Genomic DNA, 22,293 nt, shown 5'->3' with positions numbered 1-22,293 from the left:
GCAAGAGCAGAAGGCCACCACAAGACGGGCCAGACGGGATTGCACGTCTGGCCGTCAGAGATTTTGCAAAGCGATCAGTAAAGGCCGCCGGTACTCAAGTCCCCTTGCGAGGCTTTGGGGCCAACAGTGACGGTGCTACCTGTCGAGGTCTGGACCTGAACGCCTGCGCGTTGCGCCTCTTCGAACAGCGGAAGGTCCGATCCGATGGCAAAGCCGCCGTCATAAACGCGGTCGATAAACCCATCCACACCATCCCGGAAGAACTCGGCCACGACATATTCGCCGGATGCGTCATCAGGCAGGCGCGCGCCACTGAAACGGTCGATCTTGATGAAATGACCACCCTCGGGCACTTCGAACGGACCACCGCCGTATTTCTCAACGGCTTTTTCCATGAAGCTCTGGAAAACCGGCCCACACATGGTGCCGCCATAGGCCCCCCGGCCCATCGGGCGCGGACGGTCATAACCGATATAGCAACCGGCCACGATGTTCGAGGTGAAGCCGATGAACCAAGCATCCTTGGATTCGTTGGTCGTTCCGGTCTTGCCCGCCGTCGGCACCGGCAGGTTGACATAGCGCGACGCTGTCCCACGATCCACAACGCCCTTCATCATTGAGGTCAGCTGATAGGCGGTAATCGCATCCATGACCTGAGAGCGATTGGTTTCAATGGTCGGCGACTCGTTTGGCTCCAACCAGGTAGAGTTACAATCGAGACACTGGCGATCGTCATGGCGATAGATCGTCTTGCCAAAGCGGTCCTGAATCCGGTCGACCAGAGTAGGTTCGACCCGCTCACCGCCATTGGCGAACATCGCGTAGGCCGCAACCATTTTATACAGTGTAGTTTCCTCGGACCCCAGCGAGTTGGCCAGAAACGAACCCATCCGATCATAGACACCAAAACGTTCCGCATAGCCCGCAACAACGGGCATCGTGACCTCTTGCGCCAGACGGATGGTCATCAGGTTCCGCGACTGTTCGATTCCGGTGCGCAGTGGCGTCGGGCCGTAGAACTTGTTCGACGAGTTCTTCGGGCGCCACAAACCTTGCGGCGTGTTCACCTCAATCGGCGCGTCCACAACGATGGTCGCCGGGCTATAGCCGCTGTCCAGCGCGGCGGCGTATACGAAGGGTTTAAAGCTCGACCCCGGCTGGCGCTGCGCCTGCGTGGCGCGGTTGAACACGGTGTCCTGATACGAGAACCCGCCTTGCATCGCCAGAACGCGGCCCGAGTTCACGTCCATCGCGACAAAGCCGCCCTGCACTTCGGGCACCTGACGGGCGGACCATTGGCCCTCTTCCCCGGCCATGACAAGAATCACATCGCCGCGTTTGAAATTATCAAAGAAGTTGCCCTGCATCCATTTGATGTCAGAGCGTGGGATGGTGCCATCGGCAGGGCCATCCTCAATACCGACGGTCAATTGTTGCTCGGCCACGTCCAGCACAACGGCGGGATACCATTGGGTCGGCAGTACAACGTCACGGGGGATTTCCATCTGCGCCAGTGCATCGCGCCATTGGGCCTCATCCGCCAGCTGTTCCTCCGGGATCTCTTCGCCGGTCCCACGCCATCTGCCACGTGACAGGTCGTATTTCTGCAACGCCTCGCGCAGCGCACGCGCGGCCTCGACCTGCATTTCTTCGTCGACCGAGGCGCGAACGGTAAAGCCGCCGGTAAAGAACTCACCCTCGCCAAAGTCTTCGCTCAGCTGACGGCGGATTTCATCGGTGAAGTAATCGCGCGGCGGCAAGGCAGTGCGGAAGCTTTCGAAATCCCCGTTCTGGACCGAACGCAGAGGCATCTCGACCTCGGTTTCATAGGTCGCCTGATCGATGTATCCGTTCTGGTTCATTTCCCGCAGCACATAGTTGCGGCGAGCCAGCAGGCGTTCCTCTTGGCGGACCGGGTGGTAGTCCGACGGCGCCTTGGGCATCGCGGCCAGCATCGCGGCCTCATGCGGAGCCAGTTCCTGCAGGGTTTTGTTAAAATAGGTCTGCGCCGCAGCGGTCACGCCATAGGAATTCTGACCCAGAAAGATCTCGTTCATATAAAGCTCGAGGATCTGTTCCTTGTCGAGCGTATCCTCAAGCCGGGTGGCGAGGATGATTTCCTTGATCTTGCGCTCAGCCCGGCGGTCGCCTGACAGAAGGAAGTTCTTCATCACCTGCTGCGTGATGGTCGAGGCACCGCGAACAGTTTCACCTTTGGTGCGTACAGCTTCGACACCAGCAGCGATGATGCCGCGTGGATCATAGCCCTGATGGGTGTAGAAATTCTTGTCTTCCGCAGAAATGAAGGCCTGTTTCACCAGGTCGGGGATTTCCTCGGACGGGGTGAACAGACGACGTTCCTGAGCGAACTCGTCGATCAACTGACCCTCACCGGAATAGATCCGGCTGATCGTGGGCGGCTTGTACTGAGCCAGCGACTCGTGGCTGGGCAGGTCGCGGCCATACATCCAAAAGACCGCGCCGATCACCAGCGCAACCATGAAGATACCCAAAGTCACGAGGCTGAAAACTGCCCCGAAAATCGATAGAATGAACCGGATCACGTCACTGCCTTTTTTTCGCGCTGCCGCCTATATAGGGATGCCAAGCCCGAGGGTCAAAACCACAAGCGCATTCTAGCCGTTTTGCGTCGTCAGGTCACTGTCCAATCAAGGACCGCCTGATCACATCTTGCTGCCGCCAGTCCTCGAGCCCCTGATAAATCCCCAGCGCCATTTTGGCGCGCCATTCGGGATCTTTGATGTTTTTCAAGTCTCTGGGGCTGGAAAGAAACCCAAGTTCGACCAGAACGGACGGTATGTCTGCCGCCTTCAGCACCGAAAACGATGCGGTGCGCAGCGGTTTACGATTCATCGGCCCGCCCTGTTGCGCCATGCCATTGGCAATCGCGCCAGCAAGTGATGTGGTGCGGGGTTTGGTCTCCTGCCGCGCCATATCCAGCAGCACATCGGTGACCTGATCATCTGCCCCGTTCAGATCGACCCCAGACAAAAGATCGCCCCGATCATGGCGCTCGGCCAGTTTGACGCTGGCCACGTCCGAGGCATCCTCGGACAAGGTATAGACCGCCGCGCCGTGGGCCTGCCCGTCGGAGAGGGAATCGGCATGCAGCGAGATAAACACATCTGCACCCGCCCTGTGTGCCAGAGCGATACGACGCTCTAGTGAGACGAACTGATCCTCTACCCGCGTCAGCACCACCTCGTAACCACCTGACCTTAATAGTAATTCACGTAGTTCACGCGCGAAGGTCAGCATCATGGTTTTCTCGTCAATGCCACCGAATTCGGCGCCCGGGTCGATACCGCCATGGCCGGGGTCCAGCATCACCCGCATGACCTGCGCCACATTGCGCGGGACCTCGGACGTGGTGACGGCGGGTTCTGGAAGATCCCAGCCGTGGTTCTGCGGCACGCCAGCGGACGCGTTGAACGTGTCAAAATCGGTACCGACCAATTGAAGGGTCAACAGCGCCGCGCCCGAGGCCTCATCCAAACGCAACTCGGCCGTGTCCACCGCCATCGGTGCGCCCAGTTCCAGCACCATACGGGACCAGCCGGGGACATAGGCCCCGAACTGCACGCCGCTTATCCGGTCGGTTTGCAGAAATTCTTCGGCGTTGAGGCCAGTCCAGTCGACCTCCTGAAAGTCGAGAACCATGCGGTAGGGATCGCGCAGCGTGAAAATGCGGTAAGGCACACCCTGACTGACGCCAAGGTCGACCTGAACCGCCGTGCGACCGGAATCGATGATGCGGCTTTGGTCCGGCTGCACGCGCGCCAACGCAGTGAAGTCCTGCGCCAATGCGGCACCGGACAGCGCCCAGATCAGCGCGATGCAATAGAAAATCCTGCTCATGGCCTCAAGTTTTCCCGAGATCGTTTGAGCGTGACCCTAGCGCATCCGCCCCCTCTTGTGAACGCTTTACACCGGCTGCAACGCGCCGCGTTCGGCCATGAAGCTGCGCAGACGCTCTAACCCGTCCTGAATATCGGCAGTGGCCCTTGCGTAGGAGAATCGCAGGGTCGTATGTCCGCGCTCAGGATCGAAGTCCAAACCTGGCGTGACGGCGACACCGGCCTTTTCCAGAATCTCGGCTGCAAAGGCGCGGCTGTCATCTGTCAGGTCAGAGACATCGGCATAGACGTAGAATGCCCCGTCAGGTGGCGCGATATTCGTGAAACCGGCTTTTGGCAGCCCTACAAGCATCAGCTCGCGGTTGCGGCGGTAGACGTCGAGATTGGCCTGCAGCTCCTCGTCGCAATCCATCGCGGCCAAGGCGGCCACCTGGCTGGCATGGGGCGCGCAGATAAACATGTTCTGGGCAATCCGTTCAACCACGCGAACCTGATCCTCGGGCACGACCATCCAACCGACCCGCCAACCGGTCATCGAGAAATACTTCGAGAACGAGTTGATCACATAGCACTCATCCGTCAGCTCCAGCGCAGTGACGGCTTTGGCCTCATATTCCAGCCCGTGGTAGATCTCATCACTGATGAACGAGGCACCCTGCCGCTGCGCGGCGTCGATCAACGCGCCCATCGACGCGTGATCCAACATAGTGCCGGTCGGATTGGCGGGGGACGCGACCATCAGGCCCTGAAGATCAAGCCCGGCAAAATCCGAAGGCACCGGTTGCAGCCGATTCTCGGGCAAGGTCGGCAGGTCGACGGGCACCAGCCCAAGCGCCTTGAGGATCTGACGGTAGGACGGATAGCCCGGCGCGCCGATCCCCACGCGATCCCCGCTGTCGAACAGCGCGGTAAAGGCCAGCAAAAACCCGCCGGAAGACCCCGGTGTCACCACCACCCGTTCGGGGTTCAGATCGACATTGTACCACTCGCCATACATCTGCGCGATCCGCTGGCGCAGAGCGGGCAGCCCAAGCGCGACGGTATAACCTAACGGGCCTTGCTCCATTGCCTTGGCGAGGGCTTCGGTCGCTCCTTTCGGGGCGCCGGTTCCGGGCTGGCCGACCTCCATATGAATGATGTGGCGTCCGGCCTCTTCGGCTTTGCGCGCGGCCTCCATCACGTCCATCACAATAAACGGATCGACCCCGGACCGGGTTGAGTTTCTCATGCCCATCTCCCATGTTGCAGCCATGGCTTTTGAACGCGTATCCCGGCTGGCGTCAATCCCGGCCCTGATACTTGCGGCTGTCCTCTGGCTGACGGCGGCAGCGCAGAGCCACGCCCAAAGCCTGATCCGCGACCCCGATATCGAGTTCGGCCTGCGCGAACTGGCCTTTCCGGTGCTGCGCGCAGCCGGGCTAAGCACCAATCAGGTGCGTATTCTTGTAGTCAACGACAACACCTTCAACGCCTTCGTGATCGACTACAACGCGATCTACCTGAACTACGGCCTGATCCTGTCGGTCGACAGCCCCGAAATGCTGCAAGCCGTCATCGCCCACGAGGCCGCCCATATCGCCAACGGTCATCTGGCCCGCCGTCACCAAAACCTACAAGACGCACAGCGTAAGGCGAGCCTTGGCACGGCGCTTGCTCTGATCGCAGCCGCGGCGGGCGGAGGGGAAGCCGCTGCCGGGATTGCAGCCGGGACGCAAGGCGCGGCCATTCGCGGCTTTTTGGGGCACACACGGGCCGAGGAAGCCTCAGCCGATCGCAGCGCGGCCAGCTATCTGCGGTGGGCCGGAATCTCACCCAAGGGGATGGTCGCGATCCACCGCAAATTCGCAGGTCAGGAGTTGCTGAGCACGGCCAATCAAGACCCCTATATGCGCTCGCACCCCACCAGCCGGGACCGCTTGCGCGCGGCTGAGGCGTTTCTGGACGAGTTCGGCGATCAGACCCAACCCAATGAAACCGCCGACTATTGGTTTGCACGGGTGAAGGGCAAGCTCTCGGCCTTTCTGCGCTCTCCGAGTTGGACAATGCGCCGCGCGAAAGAGGAAACGGCTTACGACATCAGAATGATGCGCGAGGCGTCGGCCCATCACCAGAATCGCGATCTGGCCCGTGCGCGCGCAGCGATAGATGAAGCCTTGAAAATTCGACCCGAAGATCCCTTCTACTATGAACTGAAAGGGCAAATCCTTCTGGAAAACAGGCAATTATCCGAGGCTGTTAATTCATATGCCCAAGCGGTTGAAATGGCGCCGCACGACGCGCTGATCCTTGCCGGATACGGACGAGCGCTGCTGCTACAAGGCCAGACCGACACGGCGTTAGAAGCGCTTGAGAAAGCCCGCGCCCGCGACTACCGCAACGCGCGGCTGATGCGAGATTTGGGAGTGGCTTATTCCAAAGTGGGCAATAACGGGATGGCCTCGACCGTCACCGCAGAACGATACGCCTTGCAGGGCCGACTGGCCGATGCAGGCATACACGCAAGACGGGCCATCGGGCAACTTCCCGAAGGCTCACCGGGTTGGCAAAGGGCACAAGATGTGTTGATTGCCTCGAAACGCGCAGAGAAAGCGAAAAGGAAACGCAAATGATCCTGAAACATGCAGCCCCCGCCCTTTTGGGGCTTTCCCTGATATCGACTTCGGCGCAGGCGCTAGACCTCAACGCGCTCAGCGACGCCGAAAAGGCCGAGTTCGGAGCGCAGGTGCGCGAGTATCTGCTGGAAAATCCCGAAGTGATCATCGAAGCGATCACAATCCTAGAGGAGCGCAACGCTGCGACTCAGGAACAGGCAGATCGCGATCTGGTCGCCTCGAACGCGGATGAGCTGTTCAATGACGGCTATAGCTGGGTGGGCGGCAATCCGGATGGCGACATCACCCTGGTCGAGTTCATGGACTACCGCTGCGGCTATTGCCGCCGTGCCGTGCCCGAGGTGGCCAGCCTTTTGGCCGAGGACGGCAATATCCGTCTTGTGATCAAAGAGTTCCCGATCCTGGGCGATGCCTCGGTTCTGTCCTCGCGCTTCGCCGTGGCAACCAAACATGTCGCCGGGGATGACGCCTATAAACAGGTCCACGACGCCCTGATGGAATTCAGCGGAGAACCCAGCGAAGTGACCCTGCGCCGCATCTCGGACGGGCTTGGTCTGGACAGTGACGCCATCATCGCAGCGATGGACAGCAACCAGGTCACCGAAGAGATCACCCGCACCCGAGAGCTGGCACAACGCATGCAGATCACCGGCACGCCCTCTTTCGTTCTAGGCACCGAAATGCTGCGCGGCTTCCTACCAGCGGATCAGATGCAGCAGATCGCAGACGGCGTGCGAGCTGAACAAGGGTAAGTCTTTGGGGCGGCCCTGCCGCCCCATACGCACGGGCGCGATATTTCGGGAAACACAAAAGATCTCAAAGCATTACTGCCGCAAAAGTCGGCTTTGAGCCCAAAGCAGAAAAAACGTCATTTGGCGTCAGAACGGTGTGTCCCGTTCGTGTCCGACAGTACATCTGCTTCGGCAGCTGGAGCATTTTTACCTAAGCCTTCATACATTCAAAATTAAAGATGCATTTCGCTGGACGTTTCGAACAGACTTGTGAATTAATAGTCTCAACAGCTTCGTAATGCTGAACAGTTTGTCAAATTGGGCGTGTGAAGGGGAACACAATGCTACGCAGAAACGTACTAACGACGCTTGCCTCGGTTTTGCTAGTCTCGGCTTGCGGAACTACACCGCCGTCCACGAATACTGCCGCAGGCGCGCCCGGACGAACCATTCCGCAACCGCAAGCGGGTCAAGGTCTGATCGTCTTTTTCCGACCGAGTAGTGCGGCAGGTAGTGCGCTCAGGCTGCCACTCACATTGAACGGGAATTCTGTTGGAAACCTAGCGAACGGATCGATGATCACGCAGAACGTATCCCCTGGGCAATACACAATCGTGGCCACGGCGCCTTCCGTATCAGGCACTTCTCAAATCAACACAAACGTGGCTGCAGGGCAAACCGTGTTCATTAAGGGTGAAACCCTTTGGGGCTGGCCCGCTGGACGCGCAAGCGTCGCAATCGTTGGTGAGGAGCAGGCAAGAGGCGAAATTGCAAGAATGTAAATCGCTTAGCTCAAGGCGTTTGCCCGCATTGTCAGGTTTTCCGGGGTAAAGCTCTGTATCATTTGCTTTGTCCGCAGAGCGGCCCAATCGAACTCAGCGCGTCACGTTTGTATTCTGCTGACGCTACTCCGCCGCATCCAGTTCAGAGGCCTTTTTCTCGACCTCTTCCACGATATGATCGATCATCTGATCGTTCGACATCTTATGGCTGGCTTTACCCGCCAGATAGACCATGCCCGACCCTGCTCCGCCGCCGGTGAAACCGACATCGGTCATCAATGCCTCGCCCGGTCCGTTGACGACGCAACCGATGATCGACAGGGACATCGGCGTTTTGATGTGTTCCAGGCGGTGCTCCAGCGCCTCGACGGTTTTGATCACGTCGAATCCCTGACGCGCGCAGGACGGGCATGAGATGATGTTGACGCCGCGATGGCGTAGGCCCAGGGATTTCAGGATTTCAAAACCAACCTTGACCTCTTCGACCGGGTCGGCGGACAAGCTGACGCGGATCGTATCTCCGATCCCCATCCACAGCAGGTTGCCCAGCCCGATAGCCGATTTGATGGTGCCGCTGACCAGCCCTCCGGCCTCGGTGATGCCAAGGTGAATGGGGGCATCGGTGGCCTCGGCAATGCCTTGGTAGGCCGCCGCCGATAGGAAGACGTCGCTGGCCTTCACGCTGATCTTGAATTCGTGGAAATCATTGTCCTGCAGAATGCGGATATGTTCCAACCCGCTCTCGACCATCGCCTCGGGACAGGGCTCGCCGTATTTCTCAAGTAGGTGCCGCTCTAACGAGCCCGCATTTACCCCGATCCGGATCGAACAATTGTGGTCTCTTGCGGCCTTGATGACCTCTTTCACGCGCTGTTCGTTGCCGATATTGCCCGGGTTGATCCGCAGGCAAGCCGCGCCGGCCTCGGCCGCCTCGATGCCTCGGCGGTAGTGAAAGTGAATGTCAGCCACGATGGGAACCGGGCTTTCGCGCACGATCTCTTTCAGTGCCTTGGCTGAGTCTTCATCCGGGACGGAAACCCGCACGATATCGGCGCCAGCCTCAACCGCCGCCTGAACCTGCGCGACTGTTGCCGCCACATCAGTGGTTAGGGTGTTGGTCATGGTTTGAACAGCAATCGGAGCATCGCCTCCGACCGGCACGTTGCCGACCATGATCTGGCGGGATTTGCGGCGGTAAATATCGCGCCAGGGACGTACGTGGTTGAGCGACATGAAGAGAGGTCCGCATCTGCCTAGGTTGCCTCATAGATAGTTCGGCAACCGCAGTTGAGCAATGGCAAGACTATTCGGCAGGCTCGTCCGCTGCTTGCGTCTGAAGCTCGGCCACCAATTGCTTGAGGGCGCTGTTTTGCTCGGCCTCGAGATCGGCGACGGCATAAGTCTCAGCCACTGCGTCCTTGGACAGGACGACGCCCTTCGCGACAGTGCCCGGCGCACCAACCGGTCCGAAATGTTCGCCATTCATTGAAAAGAACACAGAACCCGACGCCCCTGCCCGCAACAGCGGAGGTTCTTCGGTCAGCGGCACTTCGAACACGCTGCCCTGTTCAACCGTGCCCAGCGTACCTTCGAAGATCACGCTGCCATCGGCGGCCGTGACGCGCATCCATGCTGGGTTCACGGCGACAATTTTCAACGTCGTATCCAGCTGCTCGACCACCTGCGGCAAGGCCGGGCGTTCAACTGTGTGCAATTCGGCCACCTGAACCTCGGGCAGTTCCGGCGGACGGAACGTGCCGACGGTCCGTGGGTCAAGCGTGGAAATCGGAGCATCCCGCGCGACCATCACCGGAACATCCAGCGCTTGCGGGCGATAGAGGCGATCCAGCGCTTCGGTCGAAGCGGTCTCGACGGTCTCAGTGCTACGCGCCGCATCAAGGGGGTCGAGATCCGACAGAACCACGGGGGCTTGCTCAACCGGGCTGACCTGCACCTGCTGGATCTTGTTCAGCACGGCCCAGCCGCCATAGCCAATGCCGCCGATGACGGCCAGCAAGACTAGGGACGAGCCAATAGCGCGCGGTTCAACCTGACTGACGAAGGATTCTTTGCCGGGGATATATGGCGTGTTCGGAGACACAAAAGGATCCCGCCCCATCGGGCCACGGGCCGGAAGATCTCCGGTCGGTTTGCGCACGACCGATGCCTCGGCGGACATGCCATGCGCGACCTCAAAGCCGCTTTCCTTGCAGAAGGCGGCAAAGGTTTCATCCGGGTTCATGCCCAGATAACGGGCGTAAGAACGCACATACCCGGCGATGAAGCCGGGTGTATCGAACGCATCAGGATCGGCGTTTTCAATGGCAGCGATGTAGTTGGCTTTGATCCGAAGCTCGCGCTGAACATCCAGAAGGGATTTGCCCATGGTGGCGCGCTCGCCGCGCATCTGATCACCAAGCCGTACTTCGTAGTCGTCAAACCCCTTTGGTCTGACTTCCACACCTTCTTCGGAATCGCGCTGTGATCTGCGCCCAATCATTCCTGCCGCCCCATTTTGCCTGTCGCGTGTTTCACGCTAATGGCGAATCGTCCCCATAACGATTCGTCCATTTATTTTGTTAGCGTAAGCTTAACACGCGGCAAACACGTTGCACACTTTAGCGTGAGGTTAACCGGCAAGTTCGGCGCGATTTAGCGCACAATGTGACCAAAGTTCGTCCATCGCCTGAACCAGACGGTTCATCTCACCGGGTCCATGGACCGGAGATGGGGTGAAGCGCAGGCGCTCTGTACCACGTGGAACGGTAGGGAAATTGATCGGTTGCACATAGATACCGTGATCGTCCAGCAACCGGTCGCTCAGGATTTTGGTATGGACTGGGTTACCGACGATAACAGGCACGATGTGGCTGCCATGGTCGATCAGCGGCAGGCCCAAGCCTTTCAGGCGTAGCTTGAGGATTTTGGCCTGAGTCTGATGCTGCTCGCGCAGTTCCGGCGTCACTTTCAGATGCGCGACCGAGGCCGCCGCACCAGCCGCGACAGCGGGCGGTAGAGACGTGGTAAAGATGAACCCCGGCGCGTAAGAGCGGACGGCGTCACACATCTTTTCGCTGGCTGCGATATAGCCCCCCATCACGCCATAGGCTTTGGCCAGAGTACCATTGATGATGTCGATGCGATGCGCCAGATGGTCACGCTCGGTCACACCACCACCGCGCGGGCCGTACATGCCAACCGCATGGACCTCGTCGATATAGGTCAAAGCACCGAATTCATCGGCCAGATCGCAAATCTCTTCGATCGGGCCAAAGTCACCATCCATTGAGTAGACCGACTCAAAGGCGATCAGCTTGGGGGCTTTGGGGTCGTCGGCCTCAAGCAGCTCACGCAGGTGGGCGACATCATTGTGGCGGAAGATGCGCTTGGCGCCGCCATTGCGCCGCACGCCCTCGATCATCGAGGCATGGTTCAGCGCGTCCGAATAGATGATCAGACCGGGGAACAGTTTCGGCAAGGTCGAAAGCGTCGCGTCATTGGCTATATAAGCGCTGGTGAACAGCAGAGCGGACTCTTTGCCATGCAGATCGGCAAGCTCAGCCTCAAGGCGCTTGTGATATACAGTCGTGCCCGAGATGTTGCGTGTTCCGCCCGAGCCTGCACCCGCCGCATCGACGGCTTCGTGCATTGCGTTCAGAACAACCGGGTGCTGGCCCATGCCAAGATAGTCGTTGCCGCACCACACGGTAATGTTCTGTTGTGTTCCATCGGGACGGGTCCGAACGGCATGCGGGAAGTGCCCGTTGCGGCGTTCGATATCGATAAAGGTCCGGTAACGTCCTTCGTCATGCAGCCTGGCAATCGCTGAATCGAGCTGAGCAGTATAGTCCAACGGACCCTCCTTGATCGCCTCGGGCAAACCCCTCACCCAAAGCCTGTATTCCGCCATCTGTTGGATCGAAGCCCTTGGACAGCTTTGTGTTCGCACGTTCGACCTTTCTAATGCCGCTCGTTAGAACCCAACTTTGATTTGCATCAAATATAAGCTTCATAGCCGGGCAGCAAGTAAACTTACGTCTAAAAGACGCGGGGAAACGACGCAGGTACAGAAGCTTAACTTCGGCCACTCACTATGGGGCGTCGCTGCGCACTCTGCTCTGGACGGCAGCGCCAACACTGATAGGGTTCGCGCAAATCATTCCCAAGCAGGAGCCCTGTTATGTCGCTAGACGCCGTGCTGAGCCGGATCGATTCTGATCTGCAAACCTCGATCGACCGGCTGATGGAGCTGTTGCGCATCCAATCGATCTCAACCGATCCCGCCTACAAAGCGGATGTCGACAAGGCCGCAGACTGGCTGGTCTCGGACCTGCAGAGCATTGGTATTGCAGCAGAAAAGCGCGAAACACCCGGTCACCCGATGGTCGTGGGCCATGTGGGTGAGGGTTCCGAAGGCCCACATGTGCTGTTCTATGGGCATTATGATGTGCAGCCCGTCGACCCTCTGAACCTATGGAACCGTGATCCGTTCGACCCCGCCATCGAGGAGACTGAAAATGGGCCCGTCATTCGAGGCCGCGGATCATCCGACGACAAGGGCCAGCTGATGACCTTTGTCGAAGCCTGCCGCGCCTGGAAAGCCGTCCACGGCACCCTGCCCTGCCGCATCACCTTTTTCTTCGAAGGTGAAGAGGAATCAGGCTCGCCCTCGCTGGTTCCGTTCCTCGAAGCGAACAAAGACGAATTGCAGGCCGATCTGGCCCTTGTTTGCGACACCTCAATGGTGTCACGCGGAGTGCCTTCCATCGCGTCGCAACTGCGCGGCATGCTGAAGGATGAGTTCACCATCATCGGCCCCCGCATCGACCTGCATTCCGGCCACTACGGCGGCCCCGGTCTGAACCCGCTGCGCGAATTGTCCAAGATCGTGGCTTCCTTCTATGACGACAAGACCGGACGGGTCGCTGTTGAAGGTTTCTACGAGGGCGTTCGCGAGGTCCCTGCAGATCAGCTGCGCCAGTGGGAAAACTGCGGTTTCGACGAAGCAGAGTACCTGAACTCGGTCGGCTACAGCCAACCGCATGGTGAAAAAGGCTATTCCACGCTGGAACAGCAATGGGCACGCCCCACGCTTGAGGTCAACGGTCTTTGGGGAGGCTATAACGGCGCCGGATCAAAAACGGTGATCCCATCAGAGGCCCACTGCAAAATCACCTGCCGCTTAGTCGGTGACATGGACCCCGACGCATTGCGCGAGAAAATCCGCAAGCACGTAGAAGAACGCCTGTCGCCGGACGCCAAAGTTGTCTGGGACAATGACCTCGAAGGGTCCCCAGCCTCGGTCATGAATCTCGATCGCCCTGAATTCGAAGCGGCACGTGCTGCGCTGTCTGACGAATGGGGCCGCGAAGCCGTGTTCACCGGAATGGGCGGCTCAATCCCGGTCGTTGGTTACTTCGACACCGTTCTGGGCCTGGATTCGATGTTGGTCGGCTACGCCAATGACGACGATGCCATCCACTCTCCGAATGAGAAATACGATGTCAAAAGCTTCCATAAGGGCATCCGCTCTTGGGCCCGCATTCTGGATGCTTTGAATTCGTAGCAGTTTTTTGCGAGGCTCTGCCTCGCGCTCCGAGGTATTTTCGGTCAGATGAAGAACGGATCCCATGCTTCATCTGGCTGTAATTTTCCCGGAGGAGTCGCGGCTTGCCGCCGCGGGGGCAGAGCCCCCCAACCCTTTACATATGGATCACGCGATCATACGCATCCAGAACACTTTCATGCATCATTTCTGACAGTGTCGGATGCGGGAAGACGGTGTTCATCAGGTCTTCTTCCGTCGTCTCCAATTGACGACCGACCACGTAGCCCTGAATCATCTCGGTCACTTCTGCGCCAATCATATGTGCGCCCAGCAGCTCGCCGGTCTTGGCGTCGAAGATCGTTTTGATCATGCCCTCAGGTTCTCCTAGCGCAATCGCCTTACCGTTCCCGATGAAGGGGAAGCGGCCGACCTTGATGTCGTAGCCAAGCTCTTTAGCTTTGGCTTCGGTATAGCCGACCGAGGCCACTTGTGGGTGACAATAGGTGCAACCTGCGATGCTCTCGGGTTTGACCGGATGCGCGTGTTTGCCTGCGATCAGGTCTGCTACCATGACGCCTTCGTGGCTGGCTTTATGAGCCAACCAAGGCGCGCCGGCGATATCGCCAATCGCATAGAGACCATCAACGCCGGTGCGGCAGAACTCATCCGTCACAACATGAGTACGGTCGATTTTCACGCCGAGTGCTTCCAGTCCCAGATTCTCGACATTGCCGACAATGCCAACGGCCGAGATTACCGTATCGAACTCGTGCTTCTCGACCTTACCTTTGACCTCGATATGCGCGGTAACCTTACCCTTGCCGCGATCAAGCTGCTTGACCATCGCTTTTTCCATGATGGTCATGCCTTGCTTGGTGAAGGCTTTCTTCGCGAAGGCGCTGATTTCGGCGTCTTCAACCGGAAGCACGCGGTCCATCACCTCAACCACGGTCGTATCCGCGCCCAGCGTGTTGTAGAAGCTGGCGAATTCGATCCCGATGGCGCCCGAGCCGATGACAAGCAGTTTCTTCGGCATCCGCGGCGGCTGCAGTGCGTGTTTGTAGGTCCAGACCAGATCGCCATCTGCTTCCAACCCTGGAAGCTCACGCGCACGTGCGCCGGTGGCGAGGACGATGTTCTTGGCGGTCAGCTCTTCGGTGCCCTTCTCGGTTTTGACTGAGACTTTGCCTTTTGCGGTAATCGTCGCCTCGCCCATCACGACACTGACTTTGTTCTTCTTGAGCAAGTGGCCGATCCCACCCGACAACTGGCCGGCAACGCTACGTGAGCGTTTGACCACCGCGTCCAGATCGTAACCGAACTTGTCCGCCGTCAGACCAAAGTCCTTTGCGCGCTCCATCAGGTGGAAGACCTCCGAAGACCGCAGCATAGCCTTGGTGGGAATGCAGCCCCAATTCAGGCAGATGCCGCCCAGATGCTCTCGCTCGACCACGACGGTCTTGAGGCCCAGTTGTGCCGCGCGGATTGCGGCCACATAGCCGCCCGGACCAGCACCGATTACGATCAGATCAAAAGATTTTTCAGCCATGTGTCCCTCTCGGCCCAGGTCGGTTTGAAATTTAGTTTAGCATTAAACTATTTTTCACAGCGCATCAATATAGACATACCGCGACAAAAGCGACGTCGGTATGTTATGGTCGATACGTGCAGTTTTCAGCCTATACCCAAGCTTTTTCAAAGGCTAGAAAAGAACAGCCAGGGCCTCCGCCCGTCTTATATTCACAAAGCATTCGAAAGACTTATCATGGCCAAGACCCTCAAAGACCTTCTCCTTGCACTTCTGAATGCAACGCTGATCCTTGTCGCGCTTTGCCTGTTTTTAGGGTGGAAACTGGCCTCGACCGTCGAGGATGTCACCTCGGGCCTGTCGGAAAAACTGCAAGTTGTCACCCCGTTGCGGGACGAGGCGCAGGGTATTCGCGAGCAGCTTTCCGGACTGCGCAGTGATTTGGCCCGCATTCAAGAGGACGGTCTGGTGAGCAACACCGTCGTTTCTCTGCGAATGTCCAATACGCTGGACAAGCTGGAAACGATAGAAACCAAGCTGCAGACCGTTCAGACCCGGTTTGCAGAGTTGGCGGAATCACCTGACCAATTAATTGACCATGCAATTGAGACCTCGGCCGACGTGGTAGCCGACCGGATCATTGCTATCCGCGGATGCGGGCCCGAAAGTTAACCGGCTGCTTGCAACTCGCGCACAGTGGCGCCATAGCCGCCCATGTCGACATAGGCGGTCTCATGCACGGTTGGGGTACGTGACAGGGCCTCATTCCGATAGGGGAAGCGTCCGAATTTTCGGATTACCTCACGATGCGCGCGCGCGTGCAGCAGGTTGCTGGAATCTTCGCTGCTGAGGTTCTGGCAAATCAGACGCACACAGCGTTCCTGATCACACAGGTTCTCGGAATGCATCATCGGCAGATAAAAGAACTGCCGCGCGGGTTCGTCGATTTTCATATCCCAGCCCTTGTCCACCGCACATTTCGCTGCGGCCAGAGCCGCCCGATCCGACGAAAAGGCCCGTGCCTCACCCCGGAACATGTTACGCGGGAATTGGTCTGTTAGGATGATATAGGCCAGCGACCCGCTAGGATATGTCAGCCAGAGCGAAAACTTGCCCTCTGCCGCGGCTTCCCAAGTGGTCAGGAAACGGTCGCGGATCTGCTGATCCAGCGCGTCGTCCTGCATGTACCACCCCTTGGGGCCGACCTCATCCAACCAAAAACTCAATACGTCTTCAGGACCAACCATTGCCCTTAACTCCGTGTGTTGTCCTCCCCAGGGACGTAAGGTCATTTAAGGCTGTTTTACAGATTTGTAACAGTAAAATATTACTACATTTCGGACATATTTAGGCGTTAGCGGAAACATCTTGTGCGTCCTCCTCGGCCTCGGCGGCTTCGATGGCCACTTCCTGGGCCACCTCAAGCGCAACGGGGGATGCGGACGGGTACAGAGGCGACATGGTGCCGGTTTCGTCGACTGGGATCGCCGCGCGCTGCGTCATGCGATACATTGCGTAGCCGGCCATCGCGAACAGCAACGCCGCGATGAACAGGAAAAAGCCAGGAGGTCCAAAGATCCCGTCCCCCATCAACCAACCTGTAATCAGCGGGCCAGCAATCGCGCCCAAACCGTTGATGAAAAGCAAACCACCAGATGCAGCGGCCATGTCCTCACGATCCAGAAAATCGTTCGTATGGGCGATTAGCAGGGAATAGAGCGGGTTTGACATACCACCAATAAAGAAAGCGGTAACCAGAAGGATCGGGAAATTCACCCCGAATAGCATGCCAGCTACGGCACTGGCCCCCCCCATGGCTGCCGCCAGCAGGATCAGAAAACGCCGATCCATCCGATCCGAGAACCATCCCAGCGGGTATTGCAGCACGATAGCGCCGATGTAGAAGGCGGCCACGAAGGTCGAAATCTCGATCAGGCTCAGCCCAGCACGCGCGCCATAGACTGCCGCCATGCCGAACTGCGCCGAGAACACCCCGCCCAACAGAAACATACCGACACAGCCCAAGGGGGATTTGCCCATCAGCTCGCGCAGGGTCATGGGTTTGGTGGTGTCGAATGCAGGGGTCGGAGAAATCGACAAAAGGATCGGCGCGAACGAAACGGAAACGAGGATCGACGCGATCACAAACGTCTCATACCCTGCGGGATCGCCCAGCAAGACCAATCCCTGAGCCGAAATGATCCCCAGCATCTGCACAATCATATAGAGCGACAGTGCCTGCCCCCGGTTCTCATTACTGGCCGCGTTGTTGAGCCAGCTTTCAGCGGTCACGTACACGCCCGAGAAACAGAAGCCGATCACGGCACGCCCCAGGAACCACGCGATCGGGTCGGTCAGCATCGGATACATGATCATGACCGCGGAAATGAACGAGGCCAGGGCTGCGAAGACACGCACATGGCCGACCCTACGGATCATCTCGGGCGCGAGGCGCGATCCGCCTAGAAACCCCATGAAATAGGCCGACATCACAAAGGACATCTCGAGGGTCGAGAAACCTTCGATTTCACCGCGAACACCCAGAATCGTGCCTTGCAGGCCGTTGCCGACCATCAGCAGACCCATGCCGAGAAGAAGCGCCCAAGCGGTGGACAGAACCTGAATCATTTGGGCCTCCGGGATGTGCCAAGCTGAATTGCGAGTCGTTATGTGATCAAAACAAATGCAGATCGCGCCTGTCTACGACATTCCCTGTCTGACAGTGTCGCGGCTGAGGGTTTTAGGGGATCAGAAGGGATGAATCCCCATATGAGAAGAAGCGATATTTCTGTTCAATCGCATGGGCATAGACGGACCGCATACGCTCCTGCCCCATCAGAGCCGAAACCAGCATCAGCAGGGTCGACTTGGGCAGGTGGAAATTGGTCATCAGTGCGTCCGTCACGTGGAACTGAAAGCCCGGATAGATGAAGATGTCGGTTTCCCCTTCCCAAGGCGCGATCTGCCCACTGCGCGCGGCGCTTTCGATCAGGCGCAGTGCGGTGGTACCGACCGGGATCACCCGGCCCCCTGCCGCCTTGGTGGCGCGGATCTCATCAGCAGCCTGCTGGCTGACCCGGCCCCACTCGGCATGCATCTTGTGGGTTGTCACGTCCTCCACCTTGACCGGCAGAAAGGTTCCCGCGCCCACATGCAGGGTCACGTGGCTGAATTCCACCCCACGCTCTGCCAGCGCAGCCATCAACGCATCATCGAAATGCAGCGACGCGGTTGGTGCGGCCACAGCGCCCGAGTTGCGCGCCCAGATGGTTTGGTAATCCGTCTTGTCCTGCTCGTCCGCTGGACGTTTGGCGGCGATGTAGGGTGGCAAGGGCATTGCACCGGCCTGTTCAAGGGCGGCGTCAAAATCCTCACCACTGAGGTTGAACTGCAGATAGGCCTGCCCGTCCTCTACCCGGTCCAGCGTCGCACTGAGATCGTCCGAGAATACGATCTCTTCGCCCGGCTTGACCTTTTTCAACGGCTTGATCAGCGCGGTCCAGGATCCATTCGCCTGAGGCTCCAGCAACGTCGCCTCGATCGCAGCGGAAACCAGCCCCTGCGCGCTGTCGCGGTGCCGCCGCCCGCTGAGCCTCGCCGGGATCACGCGCGTATCGTTCAACACAAGCCGATCGCCGGGGCGCAGCCAGTTGGGCAGATCGAACACATGGCTGTCCGAGATCGCCTCTCGCTCGGCCACCAGCAAACGCGCGGACGAGCGCGGGTTGGCGGGCCGGGTGGCAATCAGGTCTTCGGGCAGGTGGAAATCAAAATCGCTGAGTCTCATGGCCGCGCCATACAAGGCCGCAAGAGATTCGGCCATATCCCCTAGCGATCGCTTTTCGGGGCGCCGTAAGTACGCTTGGGTTCGTCAGGTTTGCGCGGTTGGGCATTCGGCCCATCTGAAACCGTAGGGGCCGGGGGACGCAGAAGGTTGCGCAGGAACAGCGGCGCAAGGCCCGATAGCGGGTTCACCGAGACCTTCGGGTCCGCCAATGGCCCCGTAAGAGAATAGTTGAACCCGATGACCCCCTCCCCCTTTTTGGTAAAGACGCTGCCGACCGCATTTAGAAGGTAGATCGGGGAAATGGCACCCCGCAGGTTCAGCGTCCCGGCCACCGTATTCACCGTTCCATCAAAAGACAGGCCCATGGACGGGCCGACCGCACTGCCGCTGAGAATCTTTACCTCGGTCGGGGTGATCCGCATCCGGCTGTCGATGGACGAGAAGAAAATGCCCTGGCCAGCCATCTCATCCAGCAACCCGACCAGACTGATTGCGTTCAGCAGCGCAGCCATCGCAGGCGCATCCTGAATACGGGTGCTGACGATACTAAGGATCACATCATAGCTGCCTGCGGCTGCGACCGGTTCCAACTGCACGTCCAACGTTCCGCCCCTTGCTTGTGTCAGCAAACCCGCCGAGCGCAAGACGGCGCCGGCATCGTTCGAGGTCAGCTCTACCGCGCTCCGCGCGCCCCGCGGGGTGAGGCGGCCTTGCATGGCAGCCCCACCGTTGACACGGGCGTTGAAGGTACCGTTGACCCCTCCGGTCGTTTGAAACGTGCCCTTGAAGCCGGTCAGCGCCACGCCCTCAGTGACTTGGAGGCGGTCAAGCGTTACGTCGAGATTTGGGCCAGCGCCCGACCCGCTGCCGCCACCCTCGGACCCGCCAAATGTGGCGCGGCCCAGGTTCAGCACCCCGCCAAGAACGCGAATGTCGGGTGCGGCGTTGCCCCGCCCGATCAGCTCGGCCGGAACAGCCAGCCAGTTGCCCAGATCGAAGGAACTGAAGGAAACACGGTCAAACTCTCCCTGCCGGAAGGTGATCGACGCCGCGGTCCGCAACCCCGCCGCCTGCAGGTTCAATGCATCAACCTTCAGCCCATCGCCCAGCGTTGCATCAGCAGTCAGCGTGCCGCTGGTCGACGCGGATTTGCGCCATCCCAGTTCGGGTATGGCCAGCGTGACGCCCACCAGATCGGATGAGGCTGATAGTTGCGGCGGCGCGCCCGCACCGATGCCCAGCGTAAAATCAGCCGTTCCAGATCCGCTGAGGAAGCTTTGCGGCAACCCAGCCTTCAATTCGGCCATCAGACGTTGGGACAGTTCGATTTGCCCGGTCACGGTGCTGCGCTGCGCCGTCTCGCCATCAATCGGCTGTTGCCATTTGGCCTGCACAGGCACATCGCCGAACAGACCCTGCCCTTCGATCTGCACGCCGGTCTGGTCTCCGGACAGCTCTAGCATCGGTGCGCTGACGGAAAATCCCGGCACCAGACGATCACTGCGAAGATCTCCAAGGGTGCCTTCAAAGTGAAACTGCGTGTCCTGAAACTTGAGGCCCTTAATCAGCGGCAAGGACAACGTACCCGCTAGCGCAACGTTCCCCTCGGCAATATCGACCGGCAGTCCTGCCTTGCTGAGCAAGCTGAGAGGTGGGCGATCCAGTAGGGATAGCGCGGCAGTGACACCCCCCGTGGCACTTATCCGTGCAATACCCGGCGTGTTTTTTTTGATTTCGGTATCGGGAATGATGAAGGACGTCCCCGAAGCATCCACAACCCCGCCCTGATCGGCCATCACCACACCCTGCTGCGCGGTTGCGGTAAAGCGGTCGTCAATCAGACTGGCCTGCCCCTGCGCGCCTTCGACCGTAGGCAGGGTCTTGGCAAAACGGATGGTGGCATCCTCGAATCCGAAATCCAGATAGATATCGGGTTTGTTGTCGGGTCGCAGACGCAGCGCGAAATCCATATCCGACAAGGCGCCTTTGGAAAGGTTTTTGGTCACCCACTCCCGCGGCTTCGGCGCCAGACGTTCAGGCCAATAGTTTAGGACATCTTCAGAGTCCATCTGGTTCAGATGCGCATCCAGATCGGCCGACCAGCCATCGGCCAGCCCGACCAGCAGACCCGAGGCCCGCACGCGGTGGCCGCCATCCTCGATCGTCATCTGACCTACGCGCAGCCGGAAGGGGGCGAATTTCATCTGAACGTCCAGATCGGCCCTCTTCAGGTTCAGAGGCTCGGGGAAGAGGTTGGCCGGGTTGACGTTGATCCCCGTCAGGCTCCACTGCCCATCCAGACTGTCGAGCGTCCCGTTTTCCACCCCTTGCAGATAGGCTTTGCCCGCGGCCTGCACCGATCCCCAGGCGGAATCGATCGAGACCTCGTTGAAGTCCAGCTCCTGCCGGTTGGGATCATAGGTGAAGTAGGTGCGCGCGGAGTCGAACGGGATGGCACGTGTCTCCGGATTCGGCTGCACCGCCCCGGCCCCCAGATTGAGAGTTGCGAAAACAGGGCCAAACGCCCCTGAGCCATCCACGCTGCCCCGCACCGCGCCCGAGATCGGCGTTTTCAAAACCTGTAACCACGCCAATGCCGGGCTTTGGCCGTAGATGTCTTCGGCCGGCAGGTCGGTGATCGTCACGCCAAAGCGCGCCTCCGGCGTGCCCAGAATGCTGGTGTAATTGGCCTCAATCTGGCTGACATAGTCGCGCCCGGACAGGACCGAGAATCCGGTGGCCAGCCGCATGTCATCGTCATTGCGGGTCAGCTGAATATGGCCACCGTCCAGAATCCAGGACCGCCCAAGCCGCAGATCGCGATAGTCCAGCGTGATCGCATCCAACTGCACCGAGGTCAGCGCCGACAGGAATGGAGACAGGAACACCTCATCCCCGGCCTCGATCAATTCGGCCAGGTTCGATGCGCTTTGCACGGGCGCGCTGCCAGTGCCCACTGTCAGGGTCAGCGCGCCGTCCTCGCCACGGGTCAGGGCGATCTGCGCTCCGCTGAGTATGATCCGCTTGGGCCGCACATGACCGCGCAGCAAAGGCCGCATCGCCAGACTGGCCCGCATATCCGACACTTGGGCGATCTGTTGTCCGGCCTGATCACTGATTGACACATCCGTCAGACGCAAACGGGGCCGCCAGCCTTCGTGAATGATAAAGCTGACATCGCCAAAGCGGATCTGGAGACCGCCCAGATTTTCCTCCAGCCGCGCCTCAACGTGACTGCGCAGCCAGGCCGGGGCGTGCATACGTTGGCCCAGCACCATGAACCCCGTGACCACAGCCAGAACGACCAGCAAAACAACGCCGCGCAACGTCCAGATGCCCGCCGTCCGACGGCGCGAGCGGCGGCGTTTCGGTTGACCCGCCTCTTCGCTATTGTCCTGATCCTGCTGCACCAATTTGCTTTCCACGC

The 22,293-nt window shown here is 59.2% G+C and carries 16 protein-coding genes; 5 read left to right on the top strand and 11 right to left on the bottom strand.

Annotated elements, in window-relative coordinates; translation table 11 throughout:
* Window positions 1–74: 74 nt before the first annotated feature.
* The 3 genes from ACR0IP_RS01265 to ACR0IP_RS01255 all read right to left on the bottom strand — a co-directional run bounded on the left by ACR0IP_RS01265 (window position 75) and on the right by ACR0IP_RS01255 (window position 5,106).
* Window positions 75–2,564, bottom strand: coding sequence for a penicillin-binding protein 1A (locus tag ACR0IP_RS01265; RefSeq protein WP_480523336.1), 2,490 nt, complete (start codon window positions 2,562–2,564; stop codon window positions 75–77).
* Between the two features lie 94 nt (window positions 2,565–2,658).
* On the bottom strand, window positions 2,659–3,879 hold the full coding sequence (locus tag ACR0IP_RS01260) for an N-acetylmuramoyl-L-alanine amidase (protein WP_170373984.1): 1,221 nt from the start codon (window positions 3,877–3,879) through the stop codon (window positions 2,659–2,661).
* 66 nt (window positions 3,880–3,945) lie between these two features.
* Complete coding sequence (locus ACR0IP_RS01255; protein WP_170373985.1) at window positions 3,946–5,106, bottom strand: aminotransferase class I/II-fold pyridoxal phosphate-dependent enzyme; 1,161 nt, start codon at window positions 5,104–5,106, stop codon at window positions 3,946–3,948.
* On the opposite strand from ACR0IP_RS01255, the gene ACR0IP_RS01250 reads away from it, so the two are divergent.
* From ACR0IP_RS01250 to ACR0IP_RS01240, 3 genes are all read left to right on the top strand, one after another.
* Entirely contained in the window at window positions 5,105–6,487 is a 1,383-nt protein-coding gene (locus ACR0IP_RS01250) for a M48 family metalloprotease (protein WP_170688835.1), read from the top strand. The two genes, ACR0IP_RS01255 and ACR0IP_RS01250, sit on opposite strands and share 2 nt — an antisense overlap.
* Window positions 6,484–7,242: a DsbA family protein gene (locus ACR0IP_RS01245; RefSeq protein WP_170373987.1), complete on the top strand. Its 759-nt coding sequence runs from the start codon at window positions 6,484–6,486 to the stop codon at window positions 7,240–7,242. The genes ACR0IP_RS01250 and ACR0IP_RS01245 overlap by 4 nt, the downstream gene beginning before the upstream one ends.
* A gap of 320 nt (window positions 7,243–7,562) precedes the next feature.
* The gene (locus ACR0IP_RS01240; RefSeq protein WP_480523334.1) at window positions 7,563–8,003 is read left to right on the top strand and encodes a DUF2846 domain-containing protein; all 441 of its coding nucleotides are present in this window, start codon (window positions 7,563–7,565) and stop codon (window positions 8,001–8,003) included.
* Between the two features lie 123 nt (window positions 8,004–8,126).
* Here ACR0IP_RS01240 and ispG read toward each other — a convergent pair whose 3' ends face one another.
* The 3 genes from ispG to hemA form a co-directional block, all read right to left on the bottom strand.
* Window positions 8,127–9,236 (bottom strand): flavodoxin-dependent (E)-4-hydroxy-3-methylbut-2-enyl-diphosphate synthase, encoded by a 1,110-nt coding sequence (gene ispG, locus ACR0IP_RS01235; RefSeq protein WP_170373989.1) that lies wholly within the window; start codon window positions 9,234–9,236, stop codon window positions 8,127–8,129.
* 70 nt (window positions 9,237–9,306) lie between these two features.
* Window positions 9,307–10,503: a helix-turn-helix domain-containing protein gene (locus ACR0IP_RS01230; protein ID WP_170373990.1), complete on the bottom strand. Its 1,197-nt coding sequence runs from the start codon at window positions 10,501–10,503 to the stop codon at window positions 9,307–9,309.
* A gap of 129 nt (window positions 10,504–10,632) precedes the next feature.
* Window positions 10,633–11,856 carry a 5-aminolevulinate synthase gene (gene hemA, locus ACR0IP_RS01225; RefSeq protein ID WP_170373991.1) on the bottom strand — a complete coding sequence of 408 codons (1,224 nt, stop codon included), beginning with the start codon at window positions 11,854–11,856 and terminating at the stop codon, window positions 10,633–10,635.
* 327 nt (window positions 11,857–12,183) lie between these two features.
* On the opposite strand from hemA, the gene ACR0IP_RS01220 reads away from it, so the two are divergent.
* Complete coding sequence (locus tag ACR0IP_RS01220; RefSeq protein WP_480523331.1) at window positions 12,184–13,569, top strand: dipeptidase; 1,386 nt, start codon at window positions 12,184–12,186, stop codon at window positions 13,567–13,569.
* Between the two features lie 136 nt (window positions 13,570–13,705).
* Here the strand turns inward: ACR0IP_RS01220 and lpdA are convergent, their stop codons facing one another.
* Window positions 13,706–15,100, bottom strand: coding sequence for a dihydrolipoyl dehydrogenase (lpdA, locus tag ACR0IP_RS01215; protein WP_170640746.1), 1,395 nt, complete (start codon window positions 15,098–15,100; stop codon window positions 13,706–13,708).
* 216 nt (window positions 15,101–15,316) lie between these two features.
* Between lpdA and ACR0IP_RS01210 the strand changes: the two genes are divergently transcribed.
* Window positions 15,317–15,751 (top strand): hypothetical protein, encoded by a 435-nt coding sequence (locus ACR0IP_RS01210; protein ID WP_170688840.1) that lies wholly within the window; start codon window positions 15,317–15,319, stop codon window positions 15,749–15,751.
* Here ACR0IP_RS01210 and ACR0IP_RS01205 read toward each other — a convergent pair.
* The 4 genes from ACR0IP_RS01205 to ACR0IP_RS01190 form a co-directional block, all read right to left on the bottom strand.
* A complete protein-coding gene (locus ACR0IP_RS01205) occupies window positions 15,748–16,326 on the bottom strand; it encodes a DUF924 family protein (protein ID WP_170373995.1) in 579 nt (192 codons plus the stop codon). The two genes, ACR0IP_RS01210 and ACR0IP_RS01205, sit on opposite strands and share 4 nt — an antisense overlap.
* Window positions 16,327–16,426: 100 nt before the next feature.
* Window positions 16,427–17,707: an MFS transporter gene (locus ACR0IP_RS01200; protein ID WP_170688841.1), complete on the bottom strand. Its 1,281-nt coding sequence runs from the start codon at window positions 17,705–17,707 to the stop codon at window positions 16,427–16,429.
* Between the two features lie 112 nt (window positions 17,708–17,819).
* Window positions 17,820–18,866 (bottom strand): tRNA preQ1(34) S-adenosylmethionine ribosyltransferase-isomerase QueA, encoded by a 1,047-nt coding sequence (gene queA / locus ACR0IP_RS01195; RefSeq protein WP_170688988.1) that lies wholly within the window; start codon window positions 18,864–18,866, stop codon window positions 17,820–17,822.
* Window positions 18,867–18,907: 41 nt separating this feature from the next.
* Window positions 18,908–22,291: a YhdP family protein gene (locus tag ACR0IP_RS01190; RefSeq protein ID WP_480523329.1), complete on the bottom strand. Its 3,384-nt coding sequence runs from the start codon at window positions 22,289–22,291 to the stop codon at window positions 18,908–18,910.
* Window positions 22,292–22,293: the final 2 nt, after the last annotated feature.

It is taken from the genome of Ruegeria sp. AL11 (assembly GCF_056540865.1).
This window is presented reverse-complemented; position numbering and strand designations above follow the sequence as displayed.